Origin of the sequence: Pseudomonas sp. TAA207 (assembly GCF_001529285.1) — a bacterium.
Classification (GTDB): Bacteria; Pseudomonadota; Gammaproteobacteria; order Pseudomonadales; family Pseudomonadaceae; genus Aquipseudomonas; species Aquipseudomonas weihenstephanensis.
The window spans coordinates 194,250-211,958 of record NZ_LLWJ01000069.1; the positions used below are offsets into that span (position 1 = coordinate 194,250).

Here is a 17,709-nt window from a genome sequence, read left to right on the forward strand (position 1 = left end):
CCCTCGTGCTAAACTCGCCAGCGTTTTACCTTCCTTATCGTTTTATCAACACGGAACACCCATGGCCAAACGCCAGCTCAACCGTCGCCAAAACTGGCGCATCGAAAAGATCCAGGGCGAGCGCGCTGCCCGCGCCGCCAAACGCGAATCCAGTGCCGTCGAAGCGCTCGAAGGGGGCGATCTGGGCCCTGAGCAACTCGGGCTGGTGATCGCGCACTTCGGTGTGCAGGTCGAAGTCGAAGCCCAAGAAGGTGAGCTCAAAGGTCAGATGTTCCGGTGCCATTTGCGCGCCAACCTGCCAGCGCTGGTCACGGGTGACACTGTTGTTTGGCGCGCGGGCAATCAGGGTATCGGCGTTATCGTCGCCCAACTGCCACGCAAAACCGAACTGTGTCGCCCAGACAGCCGCGGCCAGCTCAAGCCGGTGGCCGCTAACGTCGACATGATCGTGATTGTGTTCGCGCCCATGCCCGAGCCGCATGCCAACCTGATCGACCGCTACCTGGTCGCCGCCGAGCACGCGGGTATCCGTCCGTTGCTGTTGCTCAACAAGGCCGACCTGATCGACGACCAAAACGCTCCCGCGCTGAACGCGCTGTTGGGGGTTTATCGTCAACTGGGCTATCCCGTGCTGGAAGTGTCAGCCCATCACGGCGACGGCATGCAACAGTTGCAAGCCCAGCTGGACGGTCATATCAGCGTGTTTGTGGGTCAGTCGGGCGTCGGTAAATCGTCGCTGGTCAACAGCTTGCTGCCAGAGGTCAACCTGCGCGTCGGGCCGCTGTCCGAAGTCTCCGGTCAGGGCACGCACACCACGACCACGGCGCGACTGTTCCACTTCCCGGGTGGCGGCGATTTGATCGACTCCCCCGGTATTCGCGAGTTTGGCCTGGGCCACGTGAGCCGGGCCGATGTTGAGGCGGGCTTTATCGAGTTCAACGACTTGATCGGCCGCTGCCGCTTCCGCGACTGCAAGCATGACCGCGAGCCGGGCTGTGCCTTGTTGATGGCACTCGAAGATGGCCGCGTACAGCAACAGCGCATGAACAGCTACCGCTCGATCATCGCCAGCTTGCCTGAGTCCAGTTACTGAAAGCCCCCTCAGCCACTCCTCGCCCAAAGGCAGAGGAGTGGCTGAGGGCAAGCAGCGTTAAGGCTTCGGCGCTTCTGGCGCTTTGTCGTCGAACAGGTTCAGCTTTTCCCGTTCTTCGTGCATCGCCGGGGGGATTTGGTCCGCAGGCAGTGTGATCGGGTCAATCGGGGTGGTCGGCGTTTCGGGCTTGGCCAGTTCAGAGCCTTGTTCACCTTCGATGGCGCGCTGCGCCTTTTTCGTCAGCACCACGATGTCGATGCGGCGGTTGACCGGGTTCAGCGGGTTGACCTTGTCAAACAGCACCGAAGACGCGTAGCCCACAATCCGCGCCACCTGGTCTTGTGGATAACTGCCCGCCACCAGTGCACGACGCGCCGCGTTGGCGCGGTTGGCCGACAACTCCCAGTTACCAAACTCCGCATCGCTGGTGTACGGCGTGGCATCGGTGTGGCCGCTGATGCTGACTTTGTTCGGCACCGCTTTGATGGTGTCGGCCATGGCCAGCAAAATATCTTCGAAGTAAGGCTTGAGGCGCGCACTGCCGACGTCAAACATCGGGCGATTTTCAGCGTCCATGATCTGGATACGCAGGCCGTCCGGGGTGATTTCGAACAACAATTGATCTTTGAATTTGCGCAGCTGCGGGTTTTCTTCGACCTTGTTCTGCAACTCCTGAAGCAGCAGTTCGAGGCGTTCTTTCTCGACCTGCTCAGCCATGCCTTCCACCTGGTCGGTGTCGACCGTGATCTTGTCCGGCTGGGGCTGCATTTTTTGTTCAGGGTTGAGGGTGTTGTCCGGCGCCATCGTCGGCGTGCCGCCCAAGTCGATGATGTACGGCGTGCCACTTTCCGAAAACCCGATCGGGTCTTTGAAGTAGCCGGCAATGGCGATTTTCTGTTCCGGGGTCGCGGTGGACATCAGCCACAACACCAGAAAGAACGCCATCATCGCCGTCGCAAAGTCAGCGAAGGCGATTTTCCAGGCGCCACCGTGGTGGCCCGCTGCGAAGCGCTTGACGCGCTTGATGATGATTGGCTGATTGTTTTCCATGGATCAGCGACCGCGAACCACTTGTTCCAGCTCGGCAAAGCTTGGACGGTGCTTGGGGTACAGCACTTTACGGCCAAACTCGACGGCCAGCGAAGGCGGCATGCCGGAGGCCGACGCCACCAGCGAAGCTTTAATCGACTCGTACACGTTGAGTTCTTCTTTGGCATCGTGGGCCAACGAGGTGGCCAGCGGACCGAAGAAGCCGTACGCGGCCAAAATACCGAAGAATGTACCCACCAGAGCGGCACCTACGTGGACACCGATCATGGCCTGGTCACCGTCGCCCAGCGACGCCATCGTCACCACGATCCCCAATACCGCCGCCACAATACCGAAACCCGGCATGCCGTCAGCGATGCCGGTCACGGCGTGCGAGGGATGCTCCAGCTCTTCTTTGAGGCTGAACAGCTCCATATCGAACAAGCCTTCCAGCTCGTGGGGCGCCATGTTGCCCGACGACATGATGCGCAAGTAGTCGCAGACGAAGGCCGTCATCCGGTCATCTTTGAGCACAGCAGGGTATTTGGCGAAGATCGGGCTGGCGGCCGCGTCTTCAATGTCGCCTTCGATGGCCATCATGCCTTCGCGACGACTCTTGTTAAGAATCTCGTAAACCAGGCCCAACACTTCCAGGTAGAAGGTGTGGGTGAACCGCGAGCCGAACATGCCCAGTGATTTTTTGATCACGTGCATGGTCATGTAGCCGGGGTTGGCTTGCAGGAAGGCACCAAACGCCGCCCCGCCGATAATCAAGACCTCGAACGGCTGAATCAGCGCCCCGATCTTGCCGTGGGAAAGCACGTATCCGCCGAGCACGCTCGCGAACACGACAATGATGCCGATAATTTTAGCCATAGGAATTCAGGTACTTCTGCGTCGGGTTCAAGGTCATATTCGAGAGTTAAAAAACTCTTCTTCTCCTTATCGGCAAAACTGCGCCAGACTATAGGCCATAAAGGCGAAAAGCCAGTTGGGCCCACTCCGGGCGTGTAAACAATGGATGATGACCACTCTCCCATCATGGCTAATGAAACCAGCAGCTCGACCCCAATCCCTTCTACCCTCGATGCGTGGGTTAAGCAGCTCGACGCCGTTCGCCTGCCCATCCCGCTCGACAGTCATGAGCGCGTTTGCAAGGCGATCAACGACAATCGCCGCTCGTTGCGCGACATTGCCGAGCTTATGCAAGACAGCCCGGCGCTCGCGCTGAGCCTGATCCGCGACGCCAATCACCACACTCACGGCAGTTTGAGCGAGCCGGCCGAAAGCCTCGAAGTGGCGATTAATCGTTTGGGACTGGCGCGCACTCAAGAAATGCTTGAGCGCTTGCCCGCCTTGCCGTGGGAAGAAATCCCACAATCATTCCGCCAAATTCAACTGATCAGCCAGCACGCCGCGCAACAAGCCAGCGGCTTGTTTGGTAATCGGCTGGCGCGCCTGTGGCAAGAAATCTACTGGGGCAGCCTGCTGTTTCTCTCACCGTTATGGGCGATGGCGCTGACGCATCCCGAGCAACTTGAAGAATGGGAGCTGCGGGTCATTCACAAAGGCGAATGCGCAAGCAAGGTCGAACTGAAACTGTTCGGCGTGCGCCTGTTTGAAATCTGCCGCGCGCTGGCCCAGCTGTGGCGGCTGCCCGAGTGGGTGTTGCAGGGCTATGCGGTGATTACTGATGAACAGCGCACGCTGGTCAAAGTGCTGCACATCGCCCGCGACAACCATCATCGCCTGCGCCAGCAACAACGACTGGACGCCGACCCGGCACTGCGCCGCTGGCTGAATCAGCCGTCGAATACCGTGCTGCTGGCCAATGGCCTGGCACTGTCGGCGCAACAAGCCTGGGACACGCCGCACAATTTGCGCTGGCAGTACCTGACCAGCCTGTACCTGCAAATACCCATTGAAGAACTGCAACAGCAGGTTCACCAAAACGCAGCCAGCAGTGCGCGCTATCACTCGATGCCCGACCTGTGGCACCCGGCCGAATCGCTGTTGTGGCCGTGGGAAATGCGCCGCGTACACCGCGGCTTGTTACCGGCTCCGCCGCCCTCTGCCGAGTCACTGCTGGTGTGGCGTAAACAGTGCGGGCAATTGCTGGCCGAGCCGAGCACCTTCACCAACTCAATGCACCTGACCACCTGCGCCCGCGATGCGCTGACGGCCTGCGGCATGCGTCGGGTGCTGCTGTTGATGGCCGATAAAACCTCGACCACCCTGTCTGTGCACCAGATTGCCGGCCTGCCCAAAGCGGCCTTCGATTTAAGCCTGCCGATCAAAAACAGTGCGGTGCTGCAACGCCTGATGACGCAACCGGCACAATTTCGTCTGACACCTGAGAACAATGCACAGATTTCGGCGGTCTTACCCAACAGCCTGCGCAGCCTGTTCCCCGGCGAGCACTTGTTGTTGCGCTCGATCAGTAACAATGGCCGCGTGGTGATGCTGATACTGGCCGACCAAGGCGGCGGGCCGTTTTCAGAAACCAGCGTGCAGGCGTTTGGCAAAACCGCGCAGTGCATCGAAAAAGCCTTAAACAGCTTTACCACCCGCGGGCGTTAACGCTTGCGCTACAATTCGCCCCTTTTCGCTCTGGAGACCTCACATGCCTGACTTCTCTGGCTTGCCGCTGTTGATTGAGCCATGCGATCTGCACGCACGGCTCAACGCGCCCAACGTGATCATTGTCGACCTGACCAGCGAGGCGCGTTACGCGGCCGGGCACATCCCGGGCGCTCGCTTCGTCGACCCCAAGCGCACCCAGCTCGGCCAACCGCCAGCGCCCGGCTTATTGCCGTCGCGCACTGCACTTGAAGCGCTGTTCGGTGAGTTGGGGCACACCCCGAACGCGGTCTACGTGGTGTACGACGATGAAGGCGGCGGTTGGGCCGGTCGGTTCATCTGGCTGCTGGATGTGATCGGGCACAAGGCTTACCACTATGTAGACGGTGGCATTCATGCATGGGTTGCTGAGGGCTACGGCACCTCTACCGACGTACCCCCCATCGCGCACCACCCGGTGACCCTGACGTTGCACGAGGAGCCAACCGCCACGCGCGAATACGTGCAAAGCCGTTTGGGCGCCGCAGACCTGGCAATTTGGGACGCGCGCAGCCCGGCCGAGTACAACGGCGAAAAGGTGCTGGCGGCCAAAGGTGGACACATTCCCGGCGCGATCAATTTTGAATGGACCGCCGGCATGGATACACACCGCAGCCTGCGAATTCGCACGGACATGGCGCAGATCCTCGAAGATCTGGGCATCAGCAAAGACAAAGAAGTGATTACCCACTGCCAGACTCACCACCGTTCTGGCTTTACGTATCTGGTGGCCAAGGCGCTCGGTTACCCGCGCGTCAAAGGCTATGCCGGCTCCTGGGGCGAATGGGGCAACCACCCCGACACCCCCGTCGAGCTGCCCGTCAATCATTAAGGACCTGTAATGAAAAAGCGTTTGTTTCTCTTGAGTCAGTACCTGTTGCCGCATCACTTGCTCTCACGCCTGGCAGGCTGCGTAGCGGAGTGCCGTGTGCGCTGGTTCAAAAATGCCTTCACCACCTGGTTCGCCAAGCGCTATCAAGTGGACATGTCCCAGGCGCTGGTTGAAGACGTTACCGCGTATGAGCACTTCAATGCCTTCTTCACCCGCGCATTGAAAGACGGCGCCCGCCCGCTGGATCAAACCCCCGGCGCCGTTTTAAGCCCCGCCGATGGCGCCATCAGCCAGTTGGGCCCGATTGAACACGGACGCGTGTTTCAGGCCAAAGGCCACAGCTACAGCGTGCTGGAACTGGTGGGCGGCGACCCGGCTGTTGCGGCGCAATTCATGGGCGGCGAATTTGCCACCATTTACCTGTCGCCCAAGGATTACCACCGCGTGCACATGCCGCTGGCCGGTACGTTGCGCGAAATGATCTACGTGCCGGGCCGTCTGTTTTCGGTCAACCAGACCACCGCCGAAAACGTGCCGGAACTGTTTGCCCGTAACGAACGTGCCGTGTGTATTTTTGATACCGAGCGCGGCCCGATGGCCGTGGTATTGGTGGGCGCCATGATCGTGGCATCGATTGAAACCGTATTCGCCGGTCTGGTGACGCCGCCTAAGCGCGAGCTGAAAACCTTGCGTTATGACGAAGCGGCACGCGCACCCATCCACTTGGAAAAAGGGGCCGAACTGGGTCGCTTCAAACTGGGTTCGACAGCCATCGTATTGTTTGGCCCAGAACAAGTGAAATGGGCCGAAGGCCTGACGGCGGGTACGCCGGTGATGATGGGCCAGAAGCTGGGCGAATAACCGGTCGTCGCTGCCGCAGGCTGCGAGGGGTCGCAAAGCGGCCCCGCTAAAAGCGAAGGGCCTTGGGCCCTTATCGCCGCCTGCGCAACGACACGTTCTGTTTAGCCCTGGCTGTTACGGTCGCGCTGACCCAACAGATACAACACGCCGTCCAGGCCCAAGGTTGAAATCGCGTGCTTGGCCGACTTCTTGACCAGCGGCTTGGCGCGGAACGCCACACCCAACCCTGCAATGGCCAGCATGGCCAAGTCATTGGCGCCATCACCCACCGCAATGGTCTGTTCGAGGCTCAAGCCTTCCTTTTGTGCCAGCTCACGCAGCAAGTTTGCTTTGCGCTGCGCGTCAACAATCGGCTCAACCGCCACACCAGTCACCTTGCCGTCGACCACTTGCAGCTCGTTGGCAAATACGTAGTCGATGCCCAACTTGGCCTGCAATTGTTTGGCGAAGTAGGTGAAGCCGCCTGACAAAATGGCAGTTTTATAGCCCAGACGCTTGAGTTCGGCGAACAGCACCTCTGCGCCTTCGGTCAAACGCAGCGACGCACCGATGGCATCCAGCACACCCACGTCCAACCCTTGAAGCAACGCCAGGCGCTCCTTGAAGCTGGCTTTGAAATCCAGCTCGCCAGCCATCGCCCGCTCGGTGATAGCGGCCACTTTGTCGCCGACGCCCGCCGCTTTTGCCAGCTCATCAATGACCTCGGCTTCGATCAGGGTCGAGTCCATATCAAAGACCGCAAGGCGGCGATTACGCCGAAACAGGGTGTCTTCTTGCAGCGCGATGTCGATATTAAGCGCTTGCGACAAGTCGAAGAACTCGGCCCGTAGAGCCTCAAGGTCCGCCACTTCGCCGGTCACGCGCAGCTCGATGCAGCTTTTGCTCAGATGGGTGGGTGCATCCAGCGGCACGCGGCCCGACAGGCGATCGGTCTGCTCAATGTTCAACCCGTGCTGGCTGATAACCGAGGTCACGCGCAACAGCTGTTGGGCTGTGACCTGGCGACTCATCAGCGTCACCACGTGACGCTTCTGGCTTTGCTCGTTCACCCAGCGCTGGTAATGCGCTTCGGTGATGGGGTCGAAACGCAGTTGCAGCCCTTCATTGGCGATCAAGGGTTGCAGGTCCTTCAGCACCGCCGACACCTGATCGGCTTGCTCGATCTCAACCAGATAACCCAACGACAAAACGCCATGAATGACGGCCTGGCCGATGTCGAGCATGTTCACACCATTGTTGGCCAATACACCGGTAATGGCCGCTGTGAGACCCGCACGGTCCTCACCCGTGATGTTTATCAAGACGATTTCGCGCAAGGCACACCCCCATTCGCTAAAAAAAACGCATTCTACCCACTTTCAGTGACCATCGGGCATCGCCAAGGCTTTGCCGCCTCAGGGCTGCTCGCTATACTGCGCACCAACTTAACGGACTAAGAGCCGCGCTCAGTGAACCGGCCATTGCCTGTAAAAACCGATAACTTCTTCCTGCTGATCTTCCGGGCCTTGCGCGATCGTCGCGTTCCGCTTGCGCTGCGTATTGCCAGCCATAACGTGATTCTGGTCGCGTTGGCCCTGGTGATTTACGCCGTGGTCATGGGCCTGCAATTCAAGCAAGCCATGCACGAACAAGCCGATGCGCTGGGTCAGAGCCTGACCACGCAAACCGCCACCTCGGCGACTGAGCTGCTGGTGTCCAACGACATCCTCAGCCTCAACGTGCTGCTCAACAACCTGACCAAAAACCCCTTGGTGGCCCACGCTGCTATTTATAGCGTCGACAACCGCATCCTCGCGGAAGCCGGGGAACGTCCCAAAAACGGACTGTTGGGTGAAGCCGAAGGCATGTATCAGACCAAGATCACGTTCCAGGACGTGACCGCCGGGCATCTGCGCATCAGCCTCGACATGAACCAGTTCCAGCAGCCGATGACCATCAGCCTGCAAAGCATGGGCATCCTCAGCGCTATCTTGCTGGCGTTGGCCCTGGCCTTGAGCTTGCGTCTGGGCCGTCATATTTCGACCCCGCTGCTGCAACTGCGTGTCTGGCTGCGCGAACCCGACCCGTACACCCCGGCCATCAACCGTCAGGATGAAATCGGCGATCTGGCGCGTCAGCTTCACACGCGTCTGGCACCACCGGCCCCGGAACCCGAGCCAGAACCTGAGCCGGAGTACGACGACAGCGACTACGAGGACGCCGACGATCACGAGCCTCATTTTGAGGTGCGCAGCCTGCGCGACCCAAGCTTTGACGAAACGCCGGCTGTGCCTGCGCCAAAAGCCGTTGCGCGTCATGTGATCCACGCCGAAGAAGACGACACCGAAGAAGACCCGTTTGCCGATGTGCGTGACAACAGTGCTGCCCCTGTTGCGCAGGCCAAGCCAAAACCGCTCGTACCTGCCGCGCCGCAACCCAGCGCAGTACTGGCCGTGCAACTGGGCGCGCAAGATCAACTGCGCCGCCTGCCCCGCGCGCGTTTGACCGAGCTGCTTGAGCGCTATCGCGATTGCCTTGAACAGGCGGCATCGTTGTACGAAAGCGAACTGCATACATTGAACGATGGCAGTACGCTGATGCTGTTCCACAGCGAAGAGAGCGGCGACGACTACCTGACCAACGCCATATGCTGCGGCGAGTTGCTGCGCGCCTTGGGCCATGCCTTGCAAATTGAAGTGGCTGACAGCGGCATCACCCTGCAATTGCAATTGGGCCTGGTGCTGGGCGAAGGGCTGACGGGCATGAGCCAGATCGACCTGTTGCTGACTGAAACGGCGCAGGATGCTTTGGCACTGTCGCAACACAGCCGCAACCTGCTGCTGGTGGAACGCAAGATCAGTGACGATGCCCTTATTCGCCAACGTGCGCGTATCCGCCCGATTGCCAGCCCTGAAGGTGCCTGTTGCGTAGAACGCTTGATGGAACCTTACCCCTCGATGCTCGAACGCCAACTGGCGCGCATGCATGAGAAACGCGGGTAACCGTTGCAGCCCCTCACCCTGCGGGTGAACGGCTTTTGAGGCGCCAAAAAAAATCCCGCACATGTGCGGGATTTTTTGGTTTCAGCCACCGGCTCAGAAGCGAAACACTTCCATGTCGGTACGAATCGGTGAAGCCATCGGAATGCGAGGCTTTTCAGATTCTTGCTTTGCAGCAGGCTTGGGTTCCGGCTTGCGCGCATCCACCACAGGCGGTTGATTGGCCAACGGCTTAAGCGCCACTGCCAATTGCTGACTCATCTGTTGCAACAACTCGCCTTGCGCCTTGACCTGCGAGGCCGTAGAGCCATCGTGCGACTTCTCCAGATGCACCATGCGGTTGTCACGTACCTGGCCGCGACGATCAATCAAGCGCCACTGGGCATCCAGGATCGCAGGCTGATTTTTGCCGGAATCCAACCGCGTGATCGACAGCAAGACTTGCACGTCAGGACTGAAGCTCGCCGGGGCTGGCGACAACACAACGCGCTGGCTGTCCAGGCGCCAGGCCAGTTGACGAAGCAGCAGTTGGTCGATGTCAGCCGACAAGCTACCCGCCCACCGACCATCAGTGGCCGCACTCAGGCTGCCGTCGCTTTGACGTTGCAACAAGGTTTCACGTTGCAGGTAGTCAGCCACGGTCACCGGGCCAAGTACCACCGCCATGCCAGCGCTTTGCGCAGGCTGGCCGGGTGTGCCGCTGTCCAGTTGGTACAAGGCCGCAGGCTGGTGCGTGGTGCACCCCGCCAAGCCGAGCACGCCCGTCAGCAACGCAATTAAAGGAAGGCGCAGAACGTTCATCATTCCATCCAGGTGGCAACCATCAGGCACGCCACAGTGTGATTCTCGAAAAATTCGTTGGGCTCGTCGCCATGAGCGATGCCAGAAGTGCGCCATATCATCCGCGAATATCCGGTTCGACTCCAGCCTCGTAGCGCCGATCTACGCGAAAAAACGCAGATCGGACGCTCTAAATCGGCTTAATTTGGCGTTTCTACCAACATCGCATCCACGCGCTGGAAGCCACGCGGCAATTTATTGCCACGCCGCCCGCGCTCACCACGGTAATGTTCCAGGTCATCCGGCTTGAGCGACAGGTTGCGCTTGCCCGCCTGTAACACCAGCGTGGCGTTATCTGGCAGCACGGCAATATCAGTCACGTACTCTTCGCGACTGGCTACCCGATCTCCGGGAATGCCAATGATCTTGTTGCCCTTGCCCTTGCCCAACTGCGGCAAATCGCTGACTTTGAAAATCAGCAAACGCCCTTCGGTGGTCACGGCGGCCAGCCAGTTGTGCTCGCGATCCGTGACGGGACGCGGCTGCATCACCTTGGCGCCTTTAGGCAAGCTCAACAACGCTTTGCCCGCTTTGTTTTTGGCTTGCAGGTCTTCACCTTTGACCACAAAGCCATAACCGGCGTCGGAGGCGATCACGAACAGCGAATCGTCTTCAGGCAGCAACACGCATTCAAAATTGGCACCCGGTGGCGGTGTCAGGCGGCCGGTCAACGGCTCACCCTGACCACGGGCCGACGGCAAGGTGTGGGCCGCCACCGAATAGCTGCGCCCGGTGGAGTCGATGAACACGGCAAATTGATTGGAGCGCCCCGCCGCCGCTGTTTTGTAGCCATCGCCTGCTTTATAGGACAAGCCCGTCGCGTCGAGGTCATGACCTTTACCGCAACGTACCCAGCCTTTTTCAGACAACACAACCGTGACCGGCTCAGTCGGCACCAGCTCGTTTTCCGACAGCGCTTTGGCTTCTGCACGGGCCACGATAGGCGAACGACGGTCATCACCGTAGGTTTTGGCGTCTTCGATCAACTCAGTGCGCACCAGCTTTTTCAGCTTGGCTTCGCTGCCAAGCAAGGCTTGCAGCTTGGCTTGTTCTTTACGCAGCGCGTCCTGCTCGTCGCGCAGTTTCATCTCTTCAAGGCGGGCCAGTTGGCGCAAGCGTGTGTCGAGAATGTAGTCGGCCTGGGTTTCGGTCAGGCCAAAACGGGCAATCAGCTCGGCCTTGGGGTGCTCCTCGGTGCGAATGATATGAATCACTTCGTCGAGGTTCAGGTACGCGGTGAGCAAGCCGTCCAACAGGTGCAGGCGGCGCTCGACTTTGTCCAGGCGGAACTGCAAGCGGCGGCGCACGGTGTTGATGCGAAACTCCAGCCATTCCACCAGCAAGGCACGCAGGTTTTTCAGCTGCGGCTTACCGTCCAGGCCGATGATATTGATGTTGACCCGGAACGTGGACTCCAGCTCGGTCACGGCGAACAAGTGCTGCATCAGTTCGTCGAGATCGACTTTGTTGTTGCGCGGGATGATCACGATACGGCAAGGGTTTTCGTGGTCTGACTCGTCACGCAGGTCGGTGACCATGGCCAGCTTGGTCGGCTTGGCCTGCATCAGTGCCGCGATTTGCTCCAGCACCTTGGCGCCCGACACTTGGTGCGGCAACGCGGTGACAACGATATCGCCGTCTTCAACGTGATACACCGCCCGCATGCGCACCGAGCCACGGCCGGTCTGGTAGATCTTCAACAGATCGGCGCGCGGGGTGATGATTTCAGCTTCGGTCGGGTAATCCGGGCCTTGAATGTGTTCGCACAGCTGCTCAACCGTGGCCTTGGGTTCGTCGAGCAAACGCACGCAGGCAGTGGCCACTTCGCGCAGGTTATGCGGCGGCACGTCGGTGGCCATGCCCACGGCAATGCCGGTGGTGCCATTGAGCAAAATGTTCGGCAAACGCGCAGGCAATACCGCAGGCTCGTCCATTGTGCCGTCGAAGTTCGGCACCCAGTCCGCCGTGCCCTGGCCCAGCTCGCTGAGCAGCACTTCGGAGTAGCGCGACAAACGTGCTTCGGTGTAACGCATGGCCGCGAAAGACTTGGGATCGTCCGGTGCACCCCAGTTACCCTGGCCGTCGACCAGCGTGTAGCGGTAGCTGAACGGCTGAGCCATCAGCACCATCGCTTCGTAACAGGCCGAGTCACCGTGCGGGTGAAACTTGCCGAGCACGTCGCCGACGGTACGTGCCGATTTCTTGTGCTTGGAATCGGCGTCCAGCCCCAACTCGCTCATGGCGTACACGATACGCCGCTGTACGGGCTTGAGGCCGTCACCGATGTGCGGCAAGGCCCGGTCCATGATCACGTACATGGAGTAGTTGAGGTAGGCCTGTTCTGTGAAGTCGGCCAGTGACCGGCGTTCTACGCCGTCCAAGCTGAGATCAAGGGAGTCGCTCATGCGGACCTCATTCAGTTCGTTGTCTGGCGCAGCAGCATGGTGCCGCCGCGCTGGGTAAATTCAAGTTTGTTTAACGCGCTCATGCCCAGCAGCACTTGTTCGCCTTCCAGCCCCGGAGCCGCCACTGCGCGTACGTCGCGCAACACGATGGCGCCCAGTTGCAGACGCTCGATTTGCGTGCGATAGCCCTGCGCCCGCCCATTGGCGGTGTTGAGGGTCACGGCCACGCCTTTGGGCAAGGCCAATTGCCGGGCTAAATCCAGCGGAACCGCCACATCGGTGGCCCCGGTATCCAGTAAAAATTCCACCGGCACATTGTTCAGGCGGCCGTTGGCGACGAAGTGACCCTGCACGTTGGCCAGCAACTTGACCTCGATGTAGCCCTCGCCCTGCTGCGAGGTCACTTCAGTGTTGGGGTTTTGCTGACGTTGTTCCCAACGCCCAAAAAAATGCGTGGCCAAGTACAAACCGGCGCACCAGGCCACGATCATAAACACACGACCGGCACCCTTGCCCGGTGGTTGCTGGCTCATGGTTTTGCACTCCAGCCACCTTGCGGGGCAGCGAAACGCCACACGACCGGGCGTTTTTCACCATCGGCGCGTACATGGTTGCCGTTGTCGACACCCACCCATGCGCCTTTGTCGTCAATGCTCAGCGCTTCGGCATTGCCGTAGGCCGAGGTGTAACGCCGGGCATCGGTCAATGCGTCCTGGGCGAACGACCAGCAGCGCTCAACCTCGCCGGTACTCGGCGTACGACGGCAAATGCGATAAGCCATGCGCTCAAGGGTAAACAGCTTGGCGTCGAACAAGGCCAGGTCGGAGAAGTCTTTGGACTGCGGTTTGGCCTTGAGTTGAACGGGCGGTTGTTCAGGCCCGGCTTCGCTCATGATCACGCAGCCGTCTTCACAATCCCACACGCTCTGTTTTTTACGCACCGTCAGCAAACCGCGGCGTTCGCGCTCTGCCGCGAGCCAGATCTGATTGCCCTGCGGGTTTACCGCAATGCCTTCAAACAAGGCGTTGAAATGCAGCAACATGCCGCTGGCGCGCGCCTGTCGAACCAGGCCCGAATCGATTTTCAGCCACGAGGCATTGCCCTGTGGCGCAACCATCAACACTGCGGCATACGACTCGCTGACCACGTAGCGGTTGCCCGCTGCGTCGCAGGTGATGCCTTCGAAATCCAGATCGCCACCGCGCAGCGGGGCGATAGCTTTACCCATCATGCGCACGCCCCACGGCAGACCGCTTTCAGGCGGCGCGGGCACGTTGATGCTGACCTCATTGGCCAGCCACTCGGGATAACGGGTATCCAAACGGTAAATCTGATCGTCATCGCGGTCAGACACCGCCCACATTTCGCCCTGACACATCGCCAAACCCGACAGGTTAGCGCCGCGCATGCCTTCAACCGGATGCTCGGACTGCAACACCAGTTCTGGCCATGTCTGGGCCAGCACCGGTGTTGCTCCCAGCAAAAGCAGCGCCAGCAAGGCTCTGCGCATCAGGTCAGCACCTGCGCCAGGTTGCCTTTGGATTCGAGCCAGGACTTGCGGTCACCGGCGCGTTTTTTCGCCAGCAGCATGTCCATCATTTCTGACGTAGCGGCGAAATCTTCCAGCGTAAGCTGCACCAGGCGACGCGTATTGGGGTCCATCGTGGTTTCGCGCAATTGCGGCGGGTTCATTTCACCCAGACCCTTGAATCGTGTGACCTGCGGTTTGCCACGCTTCTTCTCGGCCACCAGACGATCAAGAATGCCATCGCGTTCCGCTTCGTCCAGCGCGTAGAAAATCTCTTTGCCCAAGTCGATGCGGTACAGCGGCGGCATGGCCACATACACGTGACCGGCGTCGACCAAGGGCCGGAAGTGCTGCACGAACAACGCGCAGAGCAAGGTTGCGATGTGCAAACCGTCAGAGTCGGCGTCGGCAAGGATGCAGATTTTGCCGTAGCGCAGTTGGCTGATATCGGCCGCGCCCGGATCGACACCAATCGCGACCGCGATGTTGTGCACTTCCTGACTGGCCAGCACTTCGCTGCCGTCGACTTCCCACGTGTTAAGAATTTTGCCGCGCAGTGGCAGGATCGCTTGAAACTCTTTGTCCCGCGCTTGCTTGGCCGAGCCGCCAGCGGAATCACCTTCGACCAAAAACAGCTCGGAACGCATCGGGTCTTGCCCGGCGCAGTCTGCCAGCTTGCCCGGCAACGCCGGCCCTTGGGTGATGCGCTTGCGCTCGACCTTTTTGCTGGCCTTGAGGCGGCGGCCCGCGTTGTTGATTGCCAGTTCGGCCAACTGCATGCCCAGCTCAGGGTGCGCGTTGAGCCACAGGCTGAAGGCATCCTTGACCACGCCGGAGACAAACGCCGCGGCTTCACGCGATGACAGACGCTCTTTGGTCTGGCCGGAGAACTGCGGCTCCTGCATTTTCATCGACAGCACGAACGCAATGCGCTCCCACACGTCTTCGGGCGCCAGCTTCACGCCACGCGGCAGCAAGCTGCGGAACTCGCAGAACTCGCGCATTGCGTCGAGCAAACCTTGGCGCAGGCCGTTGACGTGGGTGCCGCCCTGAGCCGTCGGGATCAGGTTGACGTAGCTTTCCTGAACGCTGTCTCCACCTTCCGGCAACCACAGCAATGCCCAGTCGACGGCTTCTTTATTACCCGCCAGGCTGCCGCAAAACGGCTCGTCCGGCAGGCGCTCGAATTCGCTGACCGCATCGACCAGATAAGAACGCAGGCCGTCTTCGTAATGCCATTCGACCTTTTCACCGCTGCTTTTGTCTTCAAAGGTGACCAGCAACCCCGGACACAATACGGCCTTGGCTTTGAGTACGTGCTTGAGGCGGCTGACCGAAAACTTGGGTGAGTCGAAGTATTTTGGGTCCGGTGCAAAGTACACGCTGGTGCCGGTATTGCGCTTGCCCACGGTGCCGACAATTTCCAGGTCGGTGGCTTTGTAGCCATCGGCGAAGGTCATCTGGTACTCGTTACCGTCGCGCTTGACCTTGACCCGAACCTGAGTCGACAAGGCGTTTACCACTGAAATGCCAACCCCGTGCAGACCGCCCGAGAACTGGTAGTTCTTGTTCGAAAACTTGCCGCCCGCGTGCAGCTTGGTGAGGATCAGCTCGACACCAGACACACCCTCTTCGGGGTGGATGTCGACCGGCATGCCGCGCCCGTCGTCGCTGACTTCCAGCGAGTGATCGGCGTGCAGGATGACGTTGACCGACTTGGCGTGCCCTGCCAGGGCTTCGTCGACACTGTTGTCGATGACTTCTTGCGCCAAGTGGTTCGGACGACTGGTGTCGGTGTACATGCCGGGGCGTTTGCGCACCGGGTCGAGGCCCGAGAGGACTTCGATGGCGTCGGCGTTATAAGAGCTAGCGCTGGGAGTGGCCATAGGGTCTCGTCGTTAGTCGTAAATGAAAAATAAGGGTCATTCGACGGGCGCCTTAAAGGGCCGCAAAGTCGATGGTTTGAAACTGTTGCGCAGCAATCCCGGCAAAACTCAGCAGCGCTGGCAATTGCAAGGCAAACCCCTGATAACTGTGATCGCCACCGGCCTGAATACGCAAGGCACATGCTGCGTAGTACTTTTCGGCGTGGCGGTAGTCCAGGGTTTCATCGGCGGTCTGCAACCACACTTGAATACGCTGCGGGTCTTGCGGAGCCGACACTTCCAGTTCAGCCAGGGCTGCAACGTGGTCATGGGTCAGCTCCCAGGTCTGGCCGCTGTACAGGTTGGTTTGCGTCCCCAGATAACCGTCAAACATCCGGTGCGGACTGACGGCAGGGTTGACCAGCAAGGCCTTGAGGCCATGCCGTTCGGCCAGATACGTCGCATAGTAGCCGCCGAGTGAACTGCCAACCAGCAGCGGGCTACCCAGCTCGCTGATTGCCGCATCGAGCTGCATCAGGGCCTGACGCGGGTGATGGTGCAAGGCCGGCACCTGCAACCGGTCATCAAGCCCCATTTGCTGCATCACTGACCTCAACTGCGTCGCTTTTTTCGACTCGGGCGCACTGTTGAAACCGTGGATATACAAGATGGAACCCGACATGCCGTTACTCCCGAGAACAAATTCAGCCAGACGCAGCCTTGAGAAAGACGCGCAGTTTAGCCTGACTCGGGGTGAATGACTCGACCCATCATCTGTAAGTTTGTCCAGTACTCAATATTTACCCGCGCCATAGTCGGGTTCGAAGTCAAAGTGCGCCACCCGCGACACGCCTGTCTGCAAAGTGCCATCAGGTTGCAGGCGCAGCCAGCGATAGCCGGGCGCCTCGTTGCTGACGTTGAAATCGGCGCTGTGAGGCGCGAACTGGAAGCAGGTCGAAGGCGTGGCCAGCAGCCTTAGTCCGTTGCGCTGCTGGTCGAAGGGCTGATGAACATGCCCCCACAGCACTGCTTTAACCTGCGGAAAACGGTCAATGACGGCCCAAAATGCCTCGGCGTTGAGCAGCCCGATCGGCTCGATCCATTCGCACCCCACCGCGACCGGGTGATGGTGCAGGCACACCATATGGTGGCGATCCGGGGCTTCGCTCAACGATTGCGCCAATAATTGAAGCTGGTTGTCTTCCAGATAGCCGTAGCTCTTGTTGGCGACATTGGAGTGCAACAACGTGATACGCCAATTGCCGATATCGACACGCGGCTCCATCAAACGGCTTTGCACTGCGGCCGCCGCCATATGCTGGACATTGTCATGATTGCCAGGCAGCCAGCGTGCCACCGCCGCGAGCGGCTGGGTGGCCTGCCGAAACTGCTGATACGCCGCAACGCTGCCATCCTGAGCCAGATCGCCGGTCGCCAGCAGTACATCGATAGACGGCTGCTCGGCGCGTACCAACGCAATCACCTGTTGCAGGCTTTGGGCGGTTTTGAGCCCTAACAGCGAGCCATCTGCGTCAGCAAACAAATGGCTGTCGGACAGCTGCACCAGCAGCACCGGGGCGTCGGTGGTCAGCGTGGATACACTCGGCAAGGCAGCTCTCCCGGGAGGCGTCGATGAATGGCGCGATTATGCCACTGCGT

15 protein-coding genes are annotated in these 17,709 nt (G+C 59.9%); 5 read left to right on the top strand and 10 right to left on the bottom strand.

The window, feature by feature from the left end:
• Positions 1-61: 61 nt before the first annotated feature.
• Entirely contained in the window at positions 62-1,093 is a 1,032-nt protein-coding gene (gene rsgA / locus AP059_RS16495; RefSeq protein ID WP_048400510.1) for a small ribosomal subunit biogenesis GTPase RsgA, read from the top strand.
• 57 nt (positions 1,094-1,150) lie between these two features.
• Here the strand turns inward: rsgA and motB are convergent, their stop codons facing one another.
• Both motB and motA read right to left on the bottom strand, forming a co-directional pair.
• Positions 1,151-2,143, bottom strand: a complete 993-nt coding sequence (gene motB / locus AP059_RS16500) for a flagellar motor protein MotB (RefSeq protein ID WP_059763514.1) — start codon at positions 2,141-2,143, stop codon at positions 1,151-1,153.
• A gap of 3 nt (positions 2,144-2,146) precedes the next feature.
• Positions 2,147-2,998 carry a flagellar motor stator protein MotA gene (gene motA, locus AP059_RS16505; RefSeq protein WP_048364453.1) on the bottom strand — a complete coding sequence of 284 codons (852 nt, stop codon included), beginning with the start codon at positions 2,996-2,998 and terminating at the stop codon, positions 2,147-2,149.
• A gap of 165 nt (positions 2,999-3,163) precedes the next feature.
• On the opposite strand from motA, the gene AP059_RS16510 reads away from it, so the two are divergent.
• Genes AP059_RS16510 through asd form a run of 3 tightly spaced genes read left to right on the top strand, consistent with a single transcriptional unit; the run spans position 3,164 to position 6,434 of the window.
• The gene (locus tag AP059_RS16510) at positions 3,164-4,702 is read left to right on the top strand and encodes an HDOD domain-containing protein (RefSeq protein WP_059763649.1); all 1,539 of its coding nucleotides are present in this window, start codon (positions 3,164-3,166) and stop codon (positions 4,700-4,702) included.
• Positions 4,703-4,745: 43 nt separating this feature from the next.
• Entirely contained in the window at positions 4,746-5,573 is an 828-nt protein-coding gene (locus AP059_RS16515; protein ID WP_059763516.1) for a rhodanese-like domain-containing protein, read from the top strand.
• Between the two features lie 9 nt (positions 5,574-5,582).
• Positions 5,583-6,434 carry an archaetidylserine decarboxylase gene (asd, locus tag AP059_RS16520; protein WP_059763518.1) on the top strand — a complete coding sequence of 284 codons (852 nt, stop codon included), beginning with the start codon at positions 5,583-5,585 and terminating at the stop codon, positions 6,432-6,434.
• Positions 6,435-6,535: 101 nt separating this feature from the next.
• On the opposite strand, the gene serB is transcribed toward asd, so the two are convergent.
• Complete coding sequence (gene serB, locus AP059_RS16525) at positions 6,536-7,750, bottom strand: phosphoserine phosphatase SerB (protein WP_059763521.1); 1,215 nt, start codon at positions 7,748-7,750, stop codon at positions 6,536-6,538.
• Between the two features lie 132 nt (positions 7,751-7,882).
• Here serB and AP059_RS16530 point away from each other — a divergent pair, with 132 nt between their 5' ends.
• A complete protein-coding gene (locus AP059_RS16530; protein WP_059763524.1) occupies positions 7,883-9,415 on the top strand; it encodes an AhpA/YtjB family protein in 1,533 nt (510 codons plus the stop codon).
• A 93-nt stretch (positions 9,416-9,508) separates the two neighbouring features.
• Here the strand turns inward: AP059_RS16530 and AP059_RS16535 are convergent, their stop codons facing one another.
• The 7 genes from AP059_RS16535 to cpdA all read right to left on the bottom strand — a co-directional run bounded on the left by AP059_RS16535 (position 9,509) and on the right by cpdA (position 17,659).
• Positions 9,509-10,213 carry a PqiC family protein gene (locus AP059_RS16535; RefSeq protein WP_177332399.1) on the bottom strand — a complete coding sequence of 235 codons (705 nt, stop codon included), beginning with the start codon at positions 10,211-10,213 and terminating at the stop codon, positions 9,509-9,511.
• 179 nt (positions 10,214-10,392) lie between these two features.
• A complete protein-coding gene (gene parC / locus AP059_RS16540) occupies positions 10,393-12,657 on the bottom strand; it encodes a DNA topoisomerase IV subunit A (protein ID WP_048364459.1) in 2,265 nt (754 codons plus the stop codon).
• 11 nt (positions 12,658-12,668) lie between these two features.
• Positions 12,669-13,190 carry a retropepsin-like aspartic protease family protein gene (locus AP059_RS16545; RefSeq protein ID WP_059763529.1) on the bottom strand — a complete coding sequence of 174 codons (522 nt, stop codon included), beginning with the start codon at positions 13,188-13,190 and terminating at the stop codon, positions 12,669-12,671.
• Positions 13,187-14,167: an esterase-like activity of phytase family protein gene (locus AP059_RS16550; protein ID WP_059763531.1), complete on the bottom strand. Its 981-nt coding sequence runs from the start codon at positions 14,165-14,167 to the stop codon at positions 13,187-13,189. The genes AP059_RS16545 and AP059_RS16550 overlap by 4 nt, the downstream gene beginning before the upstream one ends.
• Positions 14,167-16,071, bottom strand: coding sequence for a DNA topoisomerase IV subunit B (gene parE / locus AP059_RS16555; RefSeq protein WP_048364462.1), 1,905 nt, complete (start codon positions 16,069-16,071; stop codon positions 14,167-14,169). The genes AP059_RS16550 and parE overlap by 1 nt, the downstream gene beginning before the upstream one ends.
• A gap of 52 nt (positions 16,072-16,123) precedes the next feature.
• Positions 16,124-16,732, bottom strand: coding sequence for a YqiA/YcfP family alpha/beta fold hydrolase (locus AP059_RS16560; protein WP_059763532.1), 609 nt, complete (start codon positions 16,730-16,732; stop codon positions 16,124-16,126).
• A 111-nt stretch (positions 16,733-16,843) separates the two neighbouring features.
• Positions 16,844-17,659 carry a 3',5'-cyclic-AMP phosphodiesterase gene (cpdA, locus tag AP059_RS16565; protein WP_059763535.1) on the bottom strand — a complete coding sequence of 272 codons (816 nt, stop codon included), beginning with the start codon at positions 17,657-17,659 and terminating at the stop codon, positions 16,844-16,846.
• Between the last annotated feature and the right edge of the window lie 50 nt (positions 17,660-17,709).